At 63.3% G+C, this 18,608-nt stretch carries 16 protein-coding genes; 7 read left to right on the top strand and 9 right to left on the bottom strand.

Features of this window, described 5'->3' with window-relative positions:
* Positions 1–3: 3 nt before the first annotated feature.
* The 3 genes from HB777_00525 to HB777_00515 form a co-directional block, all read right to left on the bottom strand.
* Positions 4–936, bottom strand: a complete 933-nt coding sequence (locus tag HB777_00525; protein ID QND62539.1) for a carbohydrate ABC transporter permease — start codon at positions 934–936, stop codon at positions 4–6.
* Positions 933–1,826 carry a sugar ABC transporter permease gene (locus HB777_00520; protein QND62538.1) on the bottom strand — a complete coding sequence of 298 codons (894 nt, stop codon included), beginning with the start codon at positions 1,824–1,826 and terminating at the stop codon, positions 933–935. The genes HB777_00525 and HB777_00520 overlap by 4 nt, the downstream gene beginning before the upstream one ends.
* An 83-nt stretch (positions 1,827–1,909) precedes the next feature.
* Entirely contained in the window at positions 1,910–3,148 is a 1,239-nt protein-coding gene (locus tag HB777_00515) for a carbohydrate ABC transporter substrate-binding protein (GenBank protein ID QND62537.1), read from the bottom strand.
* A gap of 405 nt (positions 3,149–3,553) precedes the next feature.
* Between HB777_00515 and HB777_00510 the strand changes: the two genes are divergently transcribed.
* Positions 3,554–4,609: a substrate-binding domain-containing protein gene (locus HB777_00510; GenBank protein QND62536.1), complete on the top strand. Its 1,056-nt coding sequence runs from the start codon at positions 3,554–3,556 to the stop codon at positions 4,607–4,609.
* 24 nt (positions 4,610–4,633) lie between these two features.
* Here HB777_00510 and gndA read toward each other — a convergent pair whose 3' ends face one another.
* The 6 genes from gndA to HB777_00480 form a co-directional block, all read right to left on the bottom strand.
* Positions 4,634–6,061: an NADP-dependent phosphogluconate dehydrogenase gene (gene gndA, locus HB777_00505; protein ID QND62535.1), complete on the bottom strand. Its 1,428-nt coding sequence runs from the start codon at positions 6,059–6,061 to the stop codon at positions 4,634–4,636.
* A gap of 143 nt (positions 6,062–6,204) precedes the next feature.
* A complete protein-coding gene (locus HB777_00500) occupies positions 6,205–7,842 on the bottom strand; it encodes a copper resistance protein CopC (GenBank protein ID QND62534.1) in 1,638 nt (545 codons plus the stop codon).
* 53 nt (positions 7,843–7,895) lie between these two features.
* Entirely contained in the window at positions 7,896–8,414 is a 519-nt protein-coding gene (locus tag HB777_00495) for a YcnI family protein (protein ID QND62533.1), read from the bottom strand.
* 40 nt (positions 8,415–8,454) lie between these two features.
* Positions 8,455–8,961 carry a copper chaperone PCu(A)C gene (locus tag HB777_00490; protein QND62532.1) on the bottom strand — a complete coding sequence of 169 codons (507 nt, stop codon included), beginning with the start codon at positions 8,959–8,961 and terminating at the stop codon, positions 8,455–8,457.
* Between the two features lie 129 nt (positions 8,962–9,090).
* Entirely contained in the window at positions 9,091–9,447 is a 357-nt protein-coding gene (locus HB777_00485) for a hypothetical protein (GenBank protein ID QND62531.1), read from the bottom strand.
* A gap of 196 nt (positions 9,448–9,643) precedes the next feature.
* Positions 9,644–10,546 carry a GntR family transcriptional regulator gene (locus tag HB777_00480; protein ID QND62530.1) on the bottom strand — a complete coding sequence of 301 codons (903 nt, stop codon included), beginning with the start codon at positions 10,544–10,546 and terminating at the stop codon, positions 9,644–9,646.
* A gap of 228 nt (positions 10,547–10,774) precedes the next feature.
* On the opposite strand from HB777_00480, the gene HB777_00475 reads away from it, so the two are divergent.
* The 6 genes from HB777_00475 (at position 10,775) to HB777_00450 (ending at position 18,430) form a co-directional block, all read left to right on the top strand.
* Positions 10,775–12,280, top strand: a complete 1,506-nt coding sequence (locus tag HB777_00475; protein QND62529.1) for an altronate dehydratase — start codon at positions 10,775–10,777, stop codon at positions 12,278–12,280.
* 61 nt (positions 12,281–12,341) lie between these two features.
* Positions 12,342–13,340: an aldo/keto reductase gene (locus tag HB777_00470; protein ID QND62528.1), complete on the top strand. Its 999-nt coding sequence runs from the start codon at positions 12,342–12,344 to the stop codon at positions 13,338–13,340.
* A gap of 335 nt (positions 13,341–13,675) precedes the next feature.
* Positions 13,676–14,668, top strand: a complete 993-nt coding sequence (locus HB777_00465) for an ABC transporter substrate-binding protein (protein ID QND62527.1) — start codon at positions 13,676–13,678, stop codon at positions 14,666–14,668.
* Between the two features lie 158 nt (positions 14,669–14,826).
* A complete protein-coding gene (locus HB777_00460) occupies positions 14,827–16,380 on the top strand; it encodes a sugar ABC transporter ATP-binding protein (GenBank protein QND62526.1) in 1,554 nt (517 codons plus the stop codon).
* Positions 16,377–17,342 carry an ABC transporter permease gene (locus HB777_00455; GenBank protein ID QND62525.1) on the top strand — a complete coding sequence of 322 codons (966 nt, stop codon included), beginning with the start codon at positions 16,377–16,379 and terminating at the stop codon, positions 17,340–17,342. The genes HB777_00460 and HB777_00455 overlap by 4 nt, the downstream gene beginning before the upstream one ends.
* Positions 17,343–17,410: 68 nt before the next feature.
* Positions 17,411–18,430 carry a zinc-binding alcohol dehydrogenase family protein gene (locus HB777_00450; GenBank protein QND62524.1) on the top strand — a complete coding sequence of 340 codons (1,020 nt, stop codon included), beginning with the start codon at positions 17,411–17,413 and terminating at the stop codon, positions 18,428–18,430.
* Positions 18,431–18,608 lie beyond the last annotated feature (178 nt).

The raw sequence follows: 18,608 nt of genomic DNA, 5'->3' as shown, positions 1-18,608 counted from the left end.
CGGTTATCCCTTCACCGCGCCGGCGGCGATGCCACGCACGAACAATTTTCCGGAGATGAAATAGACGATCAGCGGCACCAGGCCGGTGATCAGCGTCGCCGCCATATTGACGTTGTATTCCTTCACGCCCTGCACCGAATTGACGATGTTGTTGAGCTGCACCGTCATCGGATAGGTGTCGGGCTTGGTGTAGATGACGCCGAACAGGAAGTCGTTCCAGATGCCGGTCACCTGCAGGATGATGGCAACGACGAAGATCGGCAGCGACATCGGCAGCATGATACGCAAATAGATGCCCCAGAAGCCGGCGCCGTCGACGCGTGCCGCGCGGAACAGCTCCTCCGGCATCGACGAGAAATAGTTGCGGAACAAAAGCGTCAGGATCGGCATGCCGAAGATCGAATGCACCAGCACCAGGCCCCAGATGGTGCCGTAGAGGCCTATCTCGCGCAGCACGATGACGATCGGATAGATCATCACCTGATAGGGAATGAAGGCGCCGACGATCAGGATGGTGAAGAACAGGTCGGCCCCCTTGAAGCGCCAGTTTGCCAGCGCGTAGCCGTTGACCGACGCAATCGCGATCGACAGGATCACCGACGGCACGGTGATGCGCACCGAATTCCAGAAACCGCGCGAAAGCCCATCGCAGTTGAGGCCGGTGCAGGCGGTCGACCACGCCTTGACCCATGGTTCGAAGGTGATCTCGAGCGGCGGCGAGAAGATGTTGCCGAGCCGGATCTCCGGCATGCCCTTGAGCGAGGTGACAACCATCACGTAGAGCGGCAGGAGATAGTAAGCCGCCACGACAAACAGCGTGCCATAAAGGAAGATGTTGCGGCGCGAAAACATCCGGCGCGGCTTTGGGCCGTAGGGTCCGGTGATGTCCTGGCGACCGGCGGCGGCTGTTGGAGCAGCGGTGATTGCCATGCTCATTTGCGCCGTCCGAATTCGAGGTAGGCCCATGGCACGATGACAATGATCACCGTAAGCAGCATCATGGTCGAGGCGGCAAAGCCCTGGCCGAGATTCTGGGCATGGAACATGTATTCATAGACATATTTCGCCGGCACTTCCGACGAGATGCCTGGCCCGCCGCTGGTCTGGGCGACCACGAGGTCGTAGACCTTGACGATGCCGGCGGCGATGATCACCAGCGTGGTGATCAGCACCGGTCGCATCATCGGGATGATGATGAAGAGGTAAGTTTTCCAGGTGGGTATCCCATCCACCCGCGCCGCCTTCCAGATGTCCTCGTCAATGCCGCGCAGACCGGCCAGCATCAGGCACATGACCAGCCCCGTGCCTTGCCAGAGCGCGGCGATCAGGATGCCGTAGATGACGATGGAGGAATCATAGAGCGGGTCGAAGGCGAAGTCCGTCCAGCCCAGCGACCGCACGACATGCTGGACACCGAAATTCGGGTTGAGGATCCACTGCCAGACCAGCCCGGTGACGATGAAGGACAGCGCGAAGGGGTAGAGGAAGATGGTGCGGAACGTATCCTCGAAGCGGATCTTCTGATCGAGCAGTGCTGCCAGCAGGAAACCGATGATCAGCGAGAAGACCAGCATGCAGGCGCCGTAGATGGCCAGGTTCTCGACCGCGACCAGCCAGCGCGGCGTCACCCACAGCCGGCGATACTGGTCGAGACCGACGAAATTCAGCCGCGGCAACAGCCTGGAATCGGTGAAGGAATAAACGATCGTCCAGATCGTGCCGCCGAGGAAGATGACCAGCGCATTGAGGATCATCGGGATCGACGCGATCTTCGCGTTGAGATTGCGAAACAATCGGCTGGGCCGTCTCGCTGTCTGTTCAGTCATGGGACGCGCCTCGCCGGATCGGATCGCGTTGGGCAACAGTCTCCGGCCCGACCAGGGGCCAGAGACCGATGCATGACATCAGCTCAATCGGCCTTGGAGACGATGTCGGCGAAGCGCTTCTGCGCATCTTCGGGCGTCATCGTCGGCGTGGCGAAGAACTCGGCGAACAGGTCATTGACCTGAGTCAGCGAATCCTCGGTCATCAGCTGGTTGGTGTCGGGAATGGTGTTGCCCTTGGCCAGGATGTCGAGGCCTTTCTTCATGCAGTCATTGGCGGCATTGAGATCGACGTCACCGCGCACCGGCAGCGAGCCTTTCTTCAGATTGAAGGCAACCTGCGTCGCCGGCGACAGCATGGTCGAGGCCAGCACTTCCTGTGCCTTCGACTTGTCGGCGTCCTTCAGCAGCGGGAAGTAGAAGGAATCGCCGCCGGTCTGGATGACGGCGTTGACGCCGAGGCCGGGCAGGCAGGTGTAGTCCTTGCCCGCCGTCTGGCCGGCAACCTGGAATTCGCCTTGCGCCCAGTCGCCCATGATCTGGCCGCCGGCCTGGCCGGTGATGACCAGATTGGTCGCCTGGTTCCAGTCCTGCACCTTGGACTTGGCCTGCATCTTGCGGGCGTCGTCAGCCGCCTTGAACACTTTGGCGACTTCCGGTCCGCCGGCAACCGCCGCATCCTTGTCGCCATAGACCTTCTTGAAGATGTCGGGGCCGCCGATCGCCACCATCAGCACCTGGAAGGCGCCGGAGGTCTGCCAGGCCTGCTGGCCGACGGCGAGCGGGATCTTGCCGGCCTTTTCGAGTGCGGGCGCTGCCGCGACAAATTCATCCCAGTTCTTCGGCACCGGCACGCCGGCATCCGCGAAGGCCTTGTTGGAGAGCCACAGCCACTGCCAGGAGTGGATATTCACGGGGATGCAATAGACCTTGCCGTCGACCGTGCACTCGTTGAGCAGGCTGGCTGGACGGATGACGTCCTTCCAATGCTCCTTCGTCGCGAGATCTGTCAGGTCGCGCATCAGGCCGGCCTTCACCAGTTCCTCGGCCTGGCGGCCGTGATTGAACTGGGTGGCGCCCATCGGATCGCCGCCGGTGATGCGGCTGATCATGATTGGCCGCGCCGTGTCGCCCGAGCCGGCGATGGCGCCGTCGACCCAGTGATTGCCGGTGGCGTCGAAAGCCTTGGCGAACTCGGCGACCGCCGCTGCCTCGCCGCCCGAAGTCCACCAATGGGTGACTTCCAGGTCCGTCGCGGCGGCCGGACCGGCAAATTGCAGCGCGGCCGTCGCTGCCAGCGCAGCAGTGATGAATTGGTATCGCATTTCGGTTCCTCCCAGAATCTGAAACGTTACAGATTTTCGATACGGGAATTGCGCGGACTGCGCAACCCCATGAACAACGAGGGTTCGACATTTTTTCGGGCCGCGAACAAATTCACATGGATAGTCACTCCATGTGCAGTGCAATATCAGCCCGCTGCATTGCAAAACACGGAAATGGCGCCCAAAAGCCGGCAAAAGACGACGGCCGGGGCGATTCCTTCTGGAATCCCAAGGGGTTTCGCAAAAGAGCCACCCACCCGGCCCGAGGGGATCGGTATCTCAATATGGCAATCTGTAACGTTTCAGTATATTGAGACTTTGCCGGGGCTGGAGCGCATATCGTATTGCAATGGCGGCGATTGCCGGCCCGGCCTGCGGCTGCTATGCGCCTGACGGGCGGGACGAATGGACAGACAGCGTACGGACAAGAACGAGGAGACCTCGGCACAAGGGCGGCCGACGTTGAAGACGCTCGCCTTCATGACCGGGCTCGGCGTCACCACCGTGTCGCGCGCCTTGAAGGATGCCCCGGAAATCGGCGCCGAAACCAGGCGTCGGGTGCAACTGGTGGCCAAGCAGATCGGCTACCGGCCGAACCGCGCCGGCGTGCGCCTGCGCACCGGCAGGACCAATGTCATCAGCTTGGTGCTCAACACCGATCGCGAGATCATGAGCTTCGTCTCGGACATCATCTACGGCGTTTCGGAAGTGCTCGCCGAAACGCCCTATCACCTGATTGTCACGCCCTATTCCCGCTCGCAGGATCCGATGGAGCCGATCCGCTATCTCGTCGAGACCGGCTCGGCCGACGGCGTCATCATCTCGCGCACTCAGCCCAACGACCCGCGTGCCCGCTACATGCTGGAGCACGGCATGCCTTTTGCCACGCACGGCCGCACCGATATGGGTCTCGTCCACCCCTACCATGACTTCGACAACCATGCTTTCGCGATGGAAGCCGTGCGCCGGCTGGCGAGCATGGGCCGGCGCAGGCTGGCGCTTCTGTCGCCACCGCCCGGGCTGACCTATTACGGCCATACGCTGAACGGCTTTGCCGATGCGCTGAGCGAGGTCGGCGCCAGCGAGATTCCGTTCAACACCGTTTCGATCGACCATACGATCGAGCAGATCAGGACGAGGACCGCGCAGGTGATGCGCCGCGACATCAGGCCGGACGGTTTCGTCTGCAGCGCTGCCGCCGCGACACTGGCCATTGTTGCCGGCATCGAGGATGCCGGTCTCAAGCTCGGCCGCGACGTCGATGTGGTGTCCAAGCAGTCGTCGGACCTGCTGCACCTGTTCCGGCCGGAATTGCTCGTCGTCAACGAGAACTTCCGCCTGGCCGGCTCCGATCTTGCCCGTTCCGTGCTGGGCTGGATCGGCGGCGCGGCGCCGGGCTCGTTGCAGAGCCTGGTCGTGGCCAGCGGCGTCCAGGCATTAAACCAGCCAGTACCCGCTTAAAGCGGGCTTTGTGGGCTGGCTTTGCTAGCCAGCCGCACCACTGCCCCACGGTCCGTGGAATGCACCGGGTCCGTCGATGCGTTCGAAACCGTGCGCGCCGAAGAAGTCGCGTTGCGCCTGGATCAGGTTCGAAGTGCCGCGGCCCTGGCGGTAGCTGTCGAAATAGGCAAGCGCGGAAGACAGCGCCGGTACCGGCGAGCCGGCCTCCGATGCCCTCGCCACGATGCGCCGCAGCGATGGGTGCGCCTCCTGCATCAACGCGATAAAGGCCGGCGCCATCAGAAGGTTGGTCGAGGCGCCGCCCTTGCTGAAGGCCTCCGCCATGGTGTCGAGCATCTGCGAGCGGATGATGCAGCCGGCGCGCCAGATCCTGGCGATGGTCGGCATCGGCAAGTTCCAGTTGAACTCCTTGGAGGCGCCGCTCATCACCGCAAAACCCTGGGCGTAGGCGGCGATCTTGCCGGCGAACAGTGCCAGTTCGAGATCCTTGAGCAGAGCGTCCCTGTCGCCGGAAATCTTCGTCACGCCGATGTTGCCATAGGCCTTTTCCGCCGCCAGCCGCTCATCCTTGATCGACGACAGAACGCGTGCCGCCACCGCCGCCTCGATCGCCGTCGCCGGAATGCCGAGTTGCTGCGCCTCGATGACAGACCATTTGCCGGTGCCCTTCTGGCCGGCGCGGTCGAGGATGATGTCGACCACCGGCTTGCCGGTCTTCGGATCGTCTGATGCCAGCACCTTGGCGGTGATCTCGATCAGGTAGGAGTTGAGCCGGCCCTTGTTCCAGTTGGAAAACACCGTGCCGATCTCCTTCGGCCCCATGCCGAGCCCGTCGCGCAGGATGCCGTAGATCTCGGCGATCATCTGCATGTCGGCATATTCGATGCCGTTGTGGATGGTCTTGACGAAATGGCCGGCGCCGTCGGTGCCGAGCCATGCCGCGCAGGGTTCGTCCTTGAATTTGGCGGAGATCGCGGTCAGCACTTTCTCGACACGCTTCCACGAGTCCTCCGTGCCGCCGACCATGATCGACGGCCCGTGGCGCGCGCCCTCTTCGCCACCGGATACGCCCATGCCGATGAAGGTGAGACCCGAGCCGGAAAGCTCGGAGAAGCGCCGCATCGTGTCGCGGAAATTGGCGTTGCCGGCGTCGATGACGATGTCGTTGGCCGACAGCACGCCGCGTAGCGCCGCGATCTGTTCATCGACCGGCTTGCCGGCCAACACCATGATGATGATCGGACGTGGTGGCCGGATCGCGGCGGCGAGCTCTTCCAGGCTGTAGCAGGGCACGACCATATCCCTGAGCGCGCCGGCATTTTCGACGAAAGCGTCAGTGCGCGCCCTGGTGCGGTTGAAGACGGCAATGCGATGCCCATGCTCGGCGATATTAAGCGCCAGGTTGGAGCCCATCGTGCCAAGGCCGATCAGCCCGATTTCGGCTTTTTCCATCGTTTTTTCCTACCTTCGGGTTTTCTTGATTGAGGCCCGCGATTTTGCCGGGATGATTGACGGGCCTTTCGGGCCGCGTCAACCGCCTCTCCGAATTGTGTTGCCGCAGACGATGATGAGTTCGGCATGGAAGCGCCCGGCGGTCACGGCCTGATGTCGACGGGCGCTTCGATCTTCACCATCTCGAAGTCCGTGACCAGGATGTCGATGCGTACCGTCCACCGGCCGGGCACCGGGATAACAAGGTTGTCGACACGCCAGCTGCCGTCGCCGGGCTTGGTCGCGGCGCGCTTCAGCGGCTCGATGCCGGAATCGGGCTTCGACAGCACCAGCGTCACCTCCTTGGCGTCGAGCGGGCCGAAGTCACCGCTCATGATGATCATCGAGGCGACAACCGGTCCGGCATGGCCAGGCGTGATGCTGAGATCCGCCATCGCCTGCAACGCGTGGATATGGACCGAGACCGGCTGCGCCGCGGCGATCGCCAGTGCCCGCGGCGGCGGTGTGAAGCGCCAGCCCGCGGCAACGCCGAAGATAGCCAGCACGATCAGCAGTTCGACGCCGATCGAGCGGGAGAGCCTGCGTTGCACCTCTGTCGATCCGGCCGCGGCCGACGCGGTTAGTTTCCAGCGGTTGACGGCGGCGAGCGTGAAGAGAAAGACCAGCAGTCCCAGCTTGATCAGCAGCAGCCGGCCATAGGCGGTGTTGACCAACGCCGTCGGCGTCTGCACCTGGATGACGGCAAGCACGATGCCGGCAGCGGCAAGCACGGCCACCACAGGCAGGATCAGGCGAGAAAACCGCCGCAGGAATGGCGCGGCCGCCGCCGATTGCCCTTTCAGCGCCAAGCCGAGCGGCACCAGCGCGCCGGCCCAGAAGGCGATGCCGACGCCGTGCAGGAACACCATCGGCCGTGTCAGCCATTGCGGTTCGGCGGCACTGGCGTGCCCGCTGGCGGCAAGGGCAATCCCCACCCCGGCCACCCCGGCCAGCGCCAATGGTTTGGCGGTGGCGCGGGGCCCGGCCAGCGACAGCAGGCCAAGCCCCAGCGCGATCAGGGCGACCAGGACCGTCCAACCGAAACTGGTGCCGAGCCCGGTCCGCCAGATGATCGGCTGCGCCAGATGCGAGAGCGGCGCCCCGAGCGCATCAAGCCCCTGTAAGCCAAGTGACAGCGGTGCCGCGATCAGCCCGCCCAGGATTGCGGCTGCAACGAAGCGCTGTCCGGCGCGGTCACCTCGGGTCAGCCAGGCAAGCGCGAAGGCGCCGCCAACGCCGAGGAAAAGCCCGATATAGAGGAAGATCTTGCCGACCCAGATCGCCGACCGCAACGGCCAGTCGACGGCTTCGGATACGGCTGGCGGTTCGCTTGGCGCGCCGATTGAAAACAGCAGCGATCCGCCGACGGGATGACCGTCGGCGGAGATGACACGCCAGCTCAAGACATGCGTGCCGGACTTGAGCGGCTGCGGATTGTCGATCTCGACGGTCTGGTCGCTGAGGCGGAAGGCGGTCAGCGGAACCGGCGTGCCGTCGGGTTTCACCAAGGTCAGCACCAGCGGCGACACCGGCTCGCTGAAGGTCAGCGAGAACTGTGCCGGCCCCTGTTCCAGCACCGCGCCGTCGGCCGGATCGGTCTTGATCAGCGCGGCATGGGCAAAGGCCTGATTTGGCACGGCAAGGCTGGCAAGAAACACGATCATGGCCAACAGGCCGACGACAAGCCGGCCGGCGCGTTTGCCGGTCATGCAAGCCGTTTGCAGGAAGGAGGTCGTGCTCATGTCACCGCCGTGAAAAATGGCGGCGCGCTCTTCAAAGCGCGCCGCTCGAACGATCATTTCTTCGGCAGCAGCTTGATGCCGGGTGCCGGGTTTTCCAGCGCGTCCTCGTCCTGACCGGCTGCCGGGATCTCGATCCAGCGATCAGCAGCGCCGTCGCATTCCTGCACCACCGGGAAGTAAAGTTTTTGGCCCAGCGGGAGATCGGCCGTCAGCGTCGCACGGAAGACGAACTCGTCGTAGAATTCATCCGGCAGGCTGCCACCGCTCCAGTCGACTTCCTTGACCCCATCGGTCACCGCCTGACCATAGAGCTGGTAGGATCTGTCGTATTTGCCTTTCTTGGTCTGCAGCGTCCAGCCAGGCTTCGGCATCGGCTTCACGGCGATCACGCCTTCCGGGATCTGCACACGCACGGCGGTCGTCGCCTTGCCGTCGCAGCCATGCGGCACGCGCAGGACGGCCTTGTAGGTCGAGCCGACGGCCGCTTCCTGGGTTTCGAGCGTGATATGCGCGAAGGCGGCACTGGTTCCCAGGACGAGAAACGCCCCGGCCGCCAAAAGATACTTATTCATGATGGTCCCTCGGATCTTCAAAATTGTCTAACTGGCCGGTTCAATTGGCGTGATCATCCATGGCGCCACCGCCCATGCCTTCGACGGCGAAATCGACGCTGACGGCGCCGGCCTTTTCGAAGGTCAGCGTGGCGGAAAACTTCTCGCCCTGCTTGGGTTGCCGCTTCAGGCCGATGAACATCAGATGATAGCCGCCGGGTGCAAGGGCGACCTTGCCGCCGGCCGGAATTTCCAGGCCGCCGGCAACCGGACGCATGGTCATGACGCCGTCCTTGACGCCCATCTCATGCAGCTCGGCCTTTTCGGAGACGTCCGAGGAAATCGACACCAACCGGTCCGGCGCAGTGCCGTTGTTGGTGATGGTGAAATAGCCGCCGGCCACCTTGGCACCGGCTGGTGTGGCACGCGACCAGGGGTGGCCGATCTCGAGATCGCCAAGCTTGAACTCATGCGCAAAGACGGACGGGGCGCCGACGAACGACAGCGCAAGAGCCAGCACGGCAATGCCGACACGCTCTTCGATGCTGCGTAGAATACTGCCGAGCACGGGACGCGCGGCGTCAGGGAAAAAAAGGACATGGTTGCTCCATGAAGTGATGGTCGCGCCGTTGCCGGTCGCGAGCAGTTTGATCTTTGGATGGGTACGCCCACGAAAAGTTCCGCCGGGCAAACAGGCTCAGGCCGTCGGCGGCGGCGCGCGCGGGTTCGACGGCGAGCGCTCACGCGCGAAGTCGAGATGGATGGCCGCCGGGAAGACAAAGGCGACTGCTTCAAAGGAAAGACTGCCCAGCGCCAGGCCGGCATCGGGCGGCGGCGCAAAGGCCGACGAAACCATGCTGCAGCCGAGCACGCAGCATGCGGGCAGATGGGATGGCGACTGGTTGCCGCCGGGCAGCTGGGTTGCGCCCTCATGGGTACAGATGACGTTGCCAAAGGCATCGAGCTGCGATGCATTGGGGCCGGCGCCGAAGGCGAATGCACCAAGCGTCGACTGGAGCAACAACAGATAGGCCGCGACAAGCGCGACCGGCATGCTCCATCGTCTCCTTGGTATGTTCAAAGCCCTGCCTCTTCGCAGCAACCCAACATACCTAGCACGCGGCCAGCGGGTGGAAAATCGCCAATTCGATGCTGCGGCAACGCGGCATATCAATGCATGTCGCCCAAAAGTGCGCAGCGGTTTTGGGACAACGACATGCATGAAACAAGACTCCGGGCCGCGACGCGGCTCAGGATTTTTGTGGCGACCGGCTCTCCGGGATCGAGGTCAGCAAGGTCTGGCGCGCCGACTTCAGGTGCTTGCGGCAGGCGGCATCGACCTTGCCGAGGTCGCGCGATTTCAGCGCCTCGATATAGGCCAGATGTTCACCGATCGCGACTGCGTTGCGCTCGCGTTCCTGCGCCTTGTTCCACTGGTAGTGGTAGTGGAAGATCATGGCGATGACATCGTAGAAATCGACGATGAAGCGGTTGTGCGATGCCCGGTGGATGAGCCGGTGGAAGCGCTCGTCCAGCTCGGAGAACTCGTTGAAGCGAGTGGCGATCTCGCTTGCCAGCTGGCGATGCTCATCTTCCAGGCGGTCGAGATCGACCCAGACCGCGCTGTCCTGCGGCAGTGCGGCAAAGGCGGCCGCCGAACGCAGTTCGAACATTTCGCGGATCTCGGTCAGCTCCAGCGCGAAGGCGCGCGTAAAACCCTTCAGCACCCAATGGCTGTTGCGGCGCTTCTCGATCAGGCCGAAACGGGAGAAGCGGATCAGGAACTCGCGCACGCTGGTGGTGCCGACGCCGATCTCACGCGCCAGTTCGAGTTCGTTGATCTGCATGCCGGCCTCGGCGCCGCCGGCGAGCAGCCTGCGCATGAACGACCGCTCGATGATCTCGGCCAGCGTGTCTGTTTCCTCCTCGGGGAAGAAATCATCCGGACGCGGTTCGCGCAGCACCGTCTTGGCGCGCTTGTTCCAGGCGATCAGCCCGGTCTCTTCCATGCGCGCAAGAATGGTGCGCACGGTGGTGCGGCTGACGCCAAGCAAGGTGCCCAGTTCCGGCTCCGAAGGCAGGCTGCGCGTTTCATCGAGCAGCCGCAGGCAGCGGTTGTAGGCATCCTTGTAGACGTTGTTGCTCTTCGACATCCCTGACCCGTTGCACGCCGTCGCTTGCAGCGCCCGGCTTGAAGCGCAATATGACGTTCCCATTACCCTGAAAAGCGAAATCGCTTTCCAAAACACCCAAGGACATGCGGAACTCCCCAGCGAAAAAACAATTGACGCAAAACTGTTTTTTCACGATAAAAGACATTAGCTTTAAACAGGCGCGTGTCAATCCGCCCGCGCAACCCAGGATCACCCAGGAAACCGCCCGTGAACGCCTCCAACTGCATTCTTCTGTCCCCCGCCGACAATGTCGCCGTCGCCAACGGCCGCATCGAGATCGGCACCGTGTTGCCAGGCGGCGCCGTCGCCAGTGTGTTGATCGAGCCCGGTCACAAGGTGGCGATCAAGCCGATCGCCGCCGGCGAGGCGGTGGTGAAATACGCCCAGGCGATCGGTCGCGCGACACAGGATATTGCAGCGGGCGAGCACGTTCATTCGCACAATCTGGTTTTCGAATCCGGCCGCTTGCCGGTCGTGCCGCCGAGCGAGGCCGAGCACGCGACGGAGGCCGACCGCGCCCGCACCTTCATGGGCTATCGCCGCGCCGATGGCCGCGCCGGCACGCGCAATTTCATCGGCATCGTTGCCAGCGTCAATTGCTCGGCCACCGTCTGCCATTCCATCGCCGACACCGCCAACCGGACCCTGCTGCCGAAATATCCCGGCATCGACGGCTTCGTGCCGATCGTCCATGGCCAGGGCTGCGGCATGAGCGGCACCGGCGATGGCATGATGGTGCTGCACCGCACATTGGCCGGTTATGCCCGCCACCCGAATTTCGGCGGCGTGCTGATGGTCGGCCTCGGCTGCGAGGTCAATCAACTCACCCTCTACGGCCAGAAGGGCGTCGCTGCCGGCAAACGCCACTTCAACATCCAGGACGCCGGCGGTTCGCGCAAATCGGTCGAAAAGGCGATGCTGGTGCTGGCCGAAATCGCCGAGGAAGTCGGCCAATTGAAGCGTGAGCCGATCCCGGTCAGCGAGATCGTCGTCGGCCTGCAATGCGGCGGTTCCGACGGCATGTCGGGCATCACGGCCAATCCGGCGCTGGGCGCCGCCGTCGACATCCTGGCCGGCGTCGGCGGCATCGGCATCCTCTCCGAGACCACGGAGATCTACGGCGCCGAGCATCTGCTCGCCTACCGCGCGGCAACGCCGGAGATCGCGCAGAAGCTCGACGGCTTCGTGAAGTGGTGGGAGGATCACGTCGCCAAGCATGGCGCCTCGATCGACAACAACCCCTCGCCCGGCAACAAGCGCGGCGGCCTCACCACCATCCTGGAAAAGTCGCTTGGCGCGGTCGCCAAGGGCGGCCAGACGCCGCTCAACGGTGTCTTCGGCTATGCCGAAAAAGTCACCGGCAGCGGCCTGGTCTTCATGGACACACCCGGCTACGACCCGGTTTCGGCCACTGGCCAGGTGGCGGGCGGCGCCAATGTCATCGTCTTCACCACCGGCCGCGGCTCCTGCTTCGGCTGCCGCCCGACGCCGTCGATCAAGGTCGCCACCAACTCGACCATGTATCACCAGATGGAAGAGGACATGGACGTCAACTGCGGCGTCATCGCCTCCGGTGAAAAGACCATCGCCGGCATGGGCCGCGAGATCTTCGAACTGATCGTCGAGACGGCTTCCGGCCGAAAGACCAAGAGCGAGGATTTCGGCTACGGCGACAACGAGTTCGTGCCCTGGCATCTTGGCGCAACACTTTAGATTGTACTGATATAAAGTAGACTGCCGCGCCGGTCAGTGGCGGGCAACGGGGAGGTTGTGCATGGAAAGACGCCGCATCGGTCAGACAGCTCTAGAGGTCACCGAGGTCAGCTTCGGCGGCGCCGCGCTTGGCGGTCTCTACCGCGCCTGTTCGCGCGAGGCGGCGATGGAGACGCTGCAAGGCGCCTGGGATGCCGGCCTGCGCTATTTCGACACCGCACCCTTCTACGGTTTCGGCCTGTCTGAGCGCCGCTTCGGCGACTTCTTGCGCTACAAGCCGCGCGATTCCTATGTGCTGTCCACCAAGGTCGGCCGTCTGTTTCGCCCGGTGCCGGAAGACCAGGTTCCGGATCACTCCTATGTCGATCCGCTGCCCTTCGCGCTCGACTACGACTATTCCTATGACGGCATCATGCGGTCGGTCGAATTCAGCTATGCGCGGCTTGGCCTGAACAGGATAGACATCCTGTTTGTCCACGACATCGGCGCCTACACCCATGGCGTCGAGAAGAACAAGCTGCACTTTCGCGAGCTGATGGATGGCGGCCTCAAGGCACTCGAGGAGCTGAAGCGATCCGGCGTCATTGCCGCCTATGGGCTTGGCGTCAACGAGGTGCAGATCTGTCTCGACGTGATGCGCGAGGCGCCACTCGACTGCATCCTGCTTGCCAGCCGCTATTCCCTGCTCGACCGCAGCGCCGAAGCGGAGTTGCTGCCGCTATGCCGGGCGCAACAGACGTCCTTGGTCATCGGCGGCGTGTTCAACTCCGGCATCCTGGCGACCGGACCGGTGCAAGGCGCGCATTTCGATTACCGCCCTGCCAGCCATGACGTGCTCGACCGCGTCGGAGCGATGGAAAGGATCGCCGCCGAGGGCGGCTATCCGCTGCCCGCCGCGGCGTTCCAGTTCCCCTTGCATGAACCCGCGGTCGCCACCGTGCTGACCGGCACCGCCAAGCTGGCAAATCTGGCGCGCAATCTCGACCTGCTCGACATCGACGTACCGGAGACGGAATACGCCAAATATCGCCCCTATACGCTGGTGCAGGAGCTGGCGTGAAACGCGTATCCACCCGCAGTGAACGGTGATCCGGGCTTCACATTCTTGCGATCCCACAGAAAGAATGAACATTCCATATTGACGAATATGTGGAATTAATATTCCATAGACTCGCGGAACGGAAACGGGAGCGTTTGACGACGGCAAGGGAGGAGCGGCGCGCAACCTGCCCCTGCCAGACCTCGGCAGACTGGCGTGAAACGCCGCTTGCATCGGCTGGACCGATGCACTATCAAAACATGGCAACTGTTTTTTATTGATAAAGTTCTGTTCGGGCCGCGCCTATCCGGACGGAGCTTCCGTAACGTTCACCGGGCGACTTAGGGAGGAACCTCATGAAATTCGTGACCAGCATTCTCAACCGCCGCGCCGTCATGGCGCTGGCAGCAGCTTCGATGCTCGCCGGCGTCATGCACTCGGCGCCGGTTTCGGCGGCCGACGTGACCATTCCGATCATCGTCAAGGACACCACGTCCTTCTACTGGCAGATCGTTCTGGCCGGCGCCCGCAAGGCCGGCAAGGATCTCGGCGTCAACGTGCCGGAACTCGGCGCCCAGGCTGAAACCGACGTCAACGGCCAGGTCTCGATCCTCGAGAACGCCGTTGCCAGCAACCCGGCGGCCATCGTCATTGCGCCGACCGAGTTCAAGGCGCTTGGCAAGCCGATCGATGAAGCCGCTGCCAAGGTCAAGGTTATCGGCATCGACTCCGGCGCCGACTCCAAGGCCTTCACCTCGTTCCTGACCACCGACAATGTGCAGGGCGGCCGCGTCGCTGCCGACGGCCTCGCAGCCGCCATCGGCGCCGCCAACGGCGGCAAGATCGAGGGCGACGTCGCCCTGATTACCAACGCACCGGGCGCCGGCTCGCTCGAACAGCGCAAGCAGGGCTTCACTGAACAGCTGGCCGCCAAATATCCGGGCCTCAAGCTGGTCGCCGACAAATATGCCGACGGCCAGGCCACCACCGGCCTCAACATCGCCACCGATCTGATCACCGCCAACCCGAACCTCAAGGGCATCTTCGCCTCCAACCTGATCATGGCGCAGGGCGTCGGTCAGGCTGTCGCCGAAAACAACCTTGGCGGCAAGCTGGCGCTGGTCGGTTTCGACAGCGACGAGAAGCTGATCAAGTTCCTCAATGACGGCGTCATTTCCGCCCTCGTCGTCCAGGATCCCTACCGGATGGGCTATGATGGCATCAAGACCGCGCTTGCCGCCTCGAAGGGCGAAAAGGTCGAGGCCAATGTCGACACCGGCGCCAATCTGGTGACCAAGGACAACATGAAGGACCCCAAGATCGACGCGCTGCTCAACCCGAAGCTCTAAGCCGTCGCATCCGAAATCGTCTCCGGGGCGCCGCGCCCCGGAGATATAAGCTGCCGGCACAAACGGCTTGGCAATCCACAAGCTTAAGCTAGGCTGTTTTCGAGGCATATCCTTGCCTCGCCGCGTGCCAATCGTGCGGCCAATCTGGGAGGATTGTCATGATTTCGACAGCGCAGGAACTGCATCCCGCACCCGTGCTGGAACCGGGGCGGACCATCCTCGAATTGCGCGGGCTGGAGAAGCGCTATCCCGGCACCCACGCGCTGAAGCCGGTCAATCTTGCTTTCAAATCCGGCGAGATCCACGCCATCGTCGGCGAGAACGGCGCCGGCAAATCCACGCTCATCAAACTTTTGACCGGCGTCATGCCGCGCACCTCCGGAGAGGTTATCTGGGAAGGCCAGCCGGCTGCCCTCGCGACACCGCATGAGGCGATGGCGCTCGGCATCAACGCCGTGCACCAGGAAGTCGTGCTGTGCCGTCACCTGACGGTGGCCGCCAACATGTTCCTCGGCGAGGAGAATTCGCGCTTCGGCATCCTGCAGCAGCGCGCCATGGTCAGGCAAGCGCAGAAGATCATCGACGATCTCGGCTTCGACCTGCCGGCGCATGTCACGCTGGGCGACCTCACCATCGGCCAGCAGCAGCTGATTGCAGCGGCCCGCGCCACCGTGCGCGGCACCAAGTTCCTGATCTTCGACGAGCCGACCGCCTACCTCACCCGCAAGGAGGCCGACCAGCTTTTCACCCTGATCCGCAGGCTGAAGGGCGAAGGCGTGACGATCATCTACATCAGCCACCGCATGGAGGAGGTGTTCGAACTGGCCGACCGAGTTTCCGTGCTGCGTGACGGCACGCTGGTCGGCACCCGCAACATCGCCGAGACCAACGATGCCGAGCTGGTCAAGATGATGATCAATCGCTCGATCGAGCAGGTTTATCACAAGGAGCATTTCACGCCGGGTGCCGCGATCATCGAGGCAAGAAACCTGTCGGGCAAGGGCTTCGAGGATGTCTCGATGACGGTTCGCGCCGGCGAGATCGTCGGACTCTATGGCCTGATCGGCGCCGGGCGCAGCGAATTCGTCACCACGCTTTACGGCCGCCACCGCAAGTCCGCCGGCCAGATCCTCTGGGAAGGCAAGGATGTCCAGGTCAAGTCCGAGCATGACGCGATCAAGCTCGGCATGGCGCTGGCGCCGGAAAGCCGCCGCGACCAGGGGCTTTGCCTCAACCTGCCGGTCGGCCTCAATCTCAACCTGCCGATCTACAAGCGCATTTCGAACAATTTGCTGATTTCGGGCGCGCAGGAGAAGACGCAGGCCGATCGCCAGATCGCCGATCTGCGCATCAAGACGCCGACGCGCGGCGCGCTGGCGTCCAGCCTGTCGGGCGGCAACCAGCAGAAGATCGTCATCGGCAAGTGGCTGGCGCATGGCGCCAAGCTGTTCATCTTCGACGAGCCGACGGTCGGTGTCGATGTCGGCACCAAGGCCGAGATCTACCGCCTGTTCGGCGCGCTGCTGTCGAAAGGCGCCGGCATCATCCTGATCTCGTCCTATCTGCCGGAAGTCTATGAGCTCGCCGACACGCTGCATGTGTTCCGGCGCGGCAAACTGGTGGCGACGCACGGTTTCCGCGCCGCCAGCCACGAGGACATTCTCACGCAGGCGCTCGCCGAGAAACAAGAAAAGCTGGGAGGACAGATATGAGCACCGAGGCGATTGCTGTCGAAAAACCGAAGCGCAACTATAACGTCCTGTTTGGGCTGACGCTTTTGGCGCTGCTGGTGCTGCTCTGGATCGTGCTTTCCGTGGCGACGCCGAGCTTCGCCTCGGGCAACAACATCGCCAATCTTTTGCGTCAGGGTTCGATGATCGCCATCATGGCGGTCGGCCAGACCTTCGTCATCATCACCGGCGGCATCGACCTGTCGGTCGGCGCCGTGGTCGGCTTCGCCACGGTCGTTGTCGCCATGATGATCAATGCCGGCTTCCCCATCTGGCTCGCCATCCTGGTGACGCTGCTGGTCGGTGTTGCCATCGGCATGTTCCACGGCTTCGGCATCGTCAAGATGGGCCTGCCGCCCTTCATCATCACGCTGGCGACGCTGACCTCGCTGCGTGGCATCGGCCTTTTGATGACCAACGGCAATTCGATCAACATCAACAGCGACACTTTCACCGCGTTCTCGCGCAATTCCTTTATCGGCATCCCCAATTTGTTCTGGATGGTGATCCTGGTCGGCATTCCGGCCTATGTCTTCCTGCATCACAGCCGCTGGGGCCGGTATCTGTTCTCGGTCGGCTCCAACGCCGAGGCCTCGCGCCTGTCCGGCGTCAATGTCCAGCGCACCATCTACATGGCCTACACGCTGTCGGGCCTCTGCGCGGCCTTCGTCGGCGTATTGCTGGCCGCCCGCATCGGCATCGGCAATCCGACCCAGGCCGAGGGCTGGGAATTGCAGGCGATCGCCTCGTCGGTCATCGGCGGCACCTCGCTGTTCGGCGCCGTCGGCTCGGTGCACGGACCATTGCTTGGCGCCTTCATCCTGGCCACCATCAACAACGGCGCCAACCTGCTCAACGTCAACTCGTTCTGGCAGCGCATCATCACCGGCGCGCTGATCATCATCATCGTCTATTTCGACGGGCTGCGCCGCCGCGGCAAGTGAGCCAACCCAATCAATCGCCGGCCGACATGACGCCGGGCTGGCGATTTCACTACAGACTGGATGGAAGCATGAAAGCCGTCGTCTGCCGCTCACCCGGCGACCTTGTCCTGGAAGACCGTCCCGCACCGGACTCACCGCCTCCCGGCTGGGCGCTGGTGGCGGTCAGCCATGTCGGCATCTGCGGCACCGACTACCACATCTTCGAGGGCAAGCACCCATTCCTCGCCTATCCCCGCATCATGGGCCATGAAGTATCGGGCACGATCGTCGAGACCGGCGAAGGCGTCGATCTTGCCGTTGGCGAGCCCGTCGTCATCAACCCCTATCTTTCCTGCGGCAAGTGCATCGCTTGCCGGCACGGCAAGCCGAATTGCTGCGTCAGGATCGAGGTGCTCGGCGTGCACCGCGACGGCGCCATGTGCGAACGCATCCTGGTGCCGGGACAAAATCTCTACCCGGCAAACGGCCTGTCGCTAGCCGACGCCGCCGCCGTTGAGTTCCTGGCGATTGGCGCGCATGCCGTGCGGCGCGCACGCGCCGATCCCGGCGCCCGCACGCTGGTCATCGGCGCTGGCCCGATCGGGCTCGGCACCGCCATCTTCGCCCGCATCGCCGGGCTCGACGTGACGCTGCTCGACATGAGCAGCGAAAGGCTGGACTTCGCTGCAGGCGAGCTTGGTTTCCAGACCCTCGACGGCTCGCATGGCGCGGTGTCCGATCTGGTCAGGGAGGCGACATCAGGCGAAGGCTTCGATGTGGTCTTCGACGCCACCGGCAACACCCAGTCGGTGCAGTCGGCCTTCGCCCATGTCGCGCATGGCGGGACACTGGTGCTGGTCTCCGTCGTCAAGGACGACATCAGCTTTTCCGATCCGGAATTCCACAAACGCGAGATGACGCTGATCGGCAGCCGCAACGCACTGCGCGCCGACTTCGATCACGTCGCCGCCTCGATCCGCAACGGCGCCGTGCCGCTGGCCAAGCTCGTCACCCACCGCACATCGCTTGCCGATACGCCGACCGATCTCGCCAGATGGGCGCATGAGAAGTCCGGCCTGATAAAGGCTGTGATCGAGGTGGGGTCATAACATCGCAGACGGTGAACCCGGCCCGAATTGACGACGCCTCGCGCAAGTCGACCCCCACTCCGTCTCGGCTTCGCCGAGCCACCTCTCCCCCGATCGACCGGGTAGAGGAAAGGTGCCAAGCTTTTTGCCGTCAACGCTCGTCCAGCAAAGCTCCCTTCCTTTCCCTCCGGAGGGGAAA

The sequence above is a fragment of the Mesorhizobium loti genome (genome assembly GCA_014189435.1).
In the GTDB taxonomy this organism is placed as follows: domain Bacteria; phylum Pseudomonadota; class Alphaproteobacteria; order Rhizobiales; family Rhizobiaceae; genus Mesorhizobium; species Mesorhizobium loti_G.
This window is presented reverse-complemented; position numbering and strand designations above follow the sequence as displayed.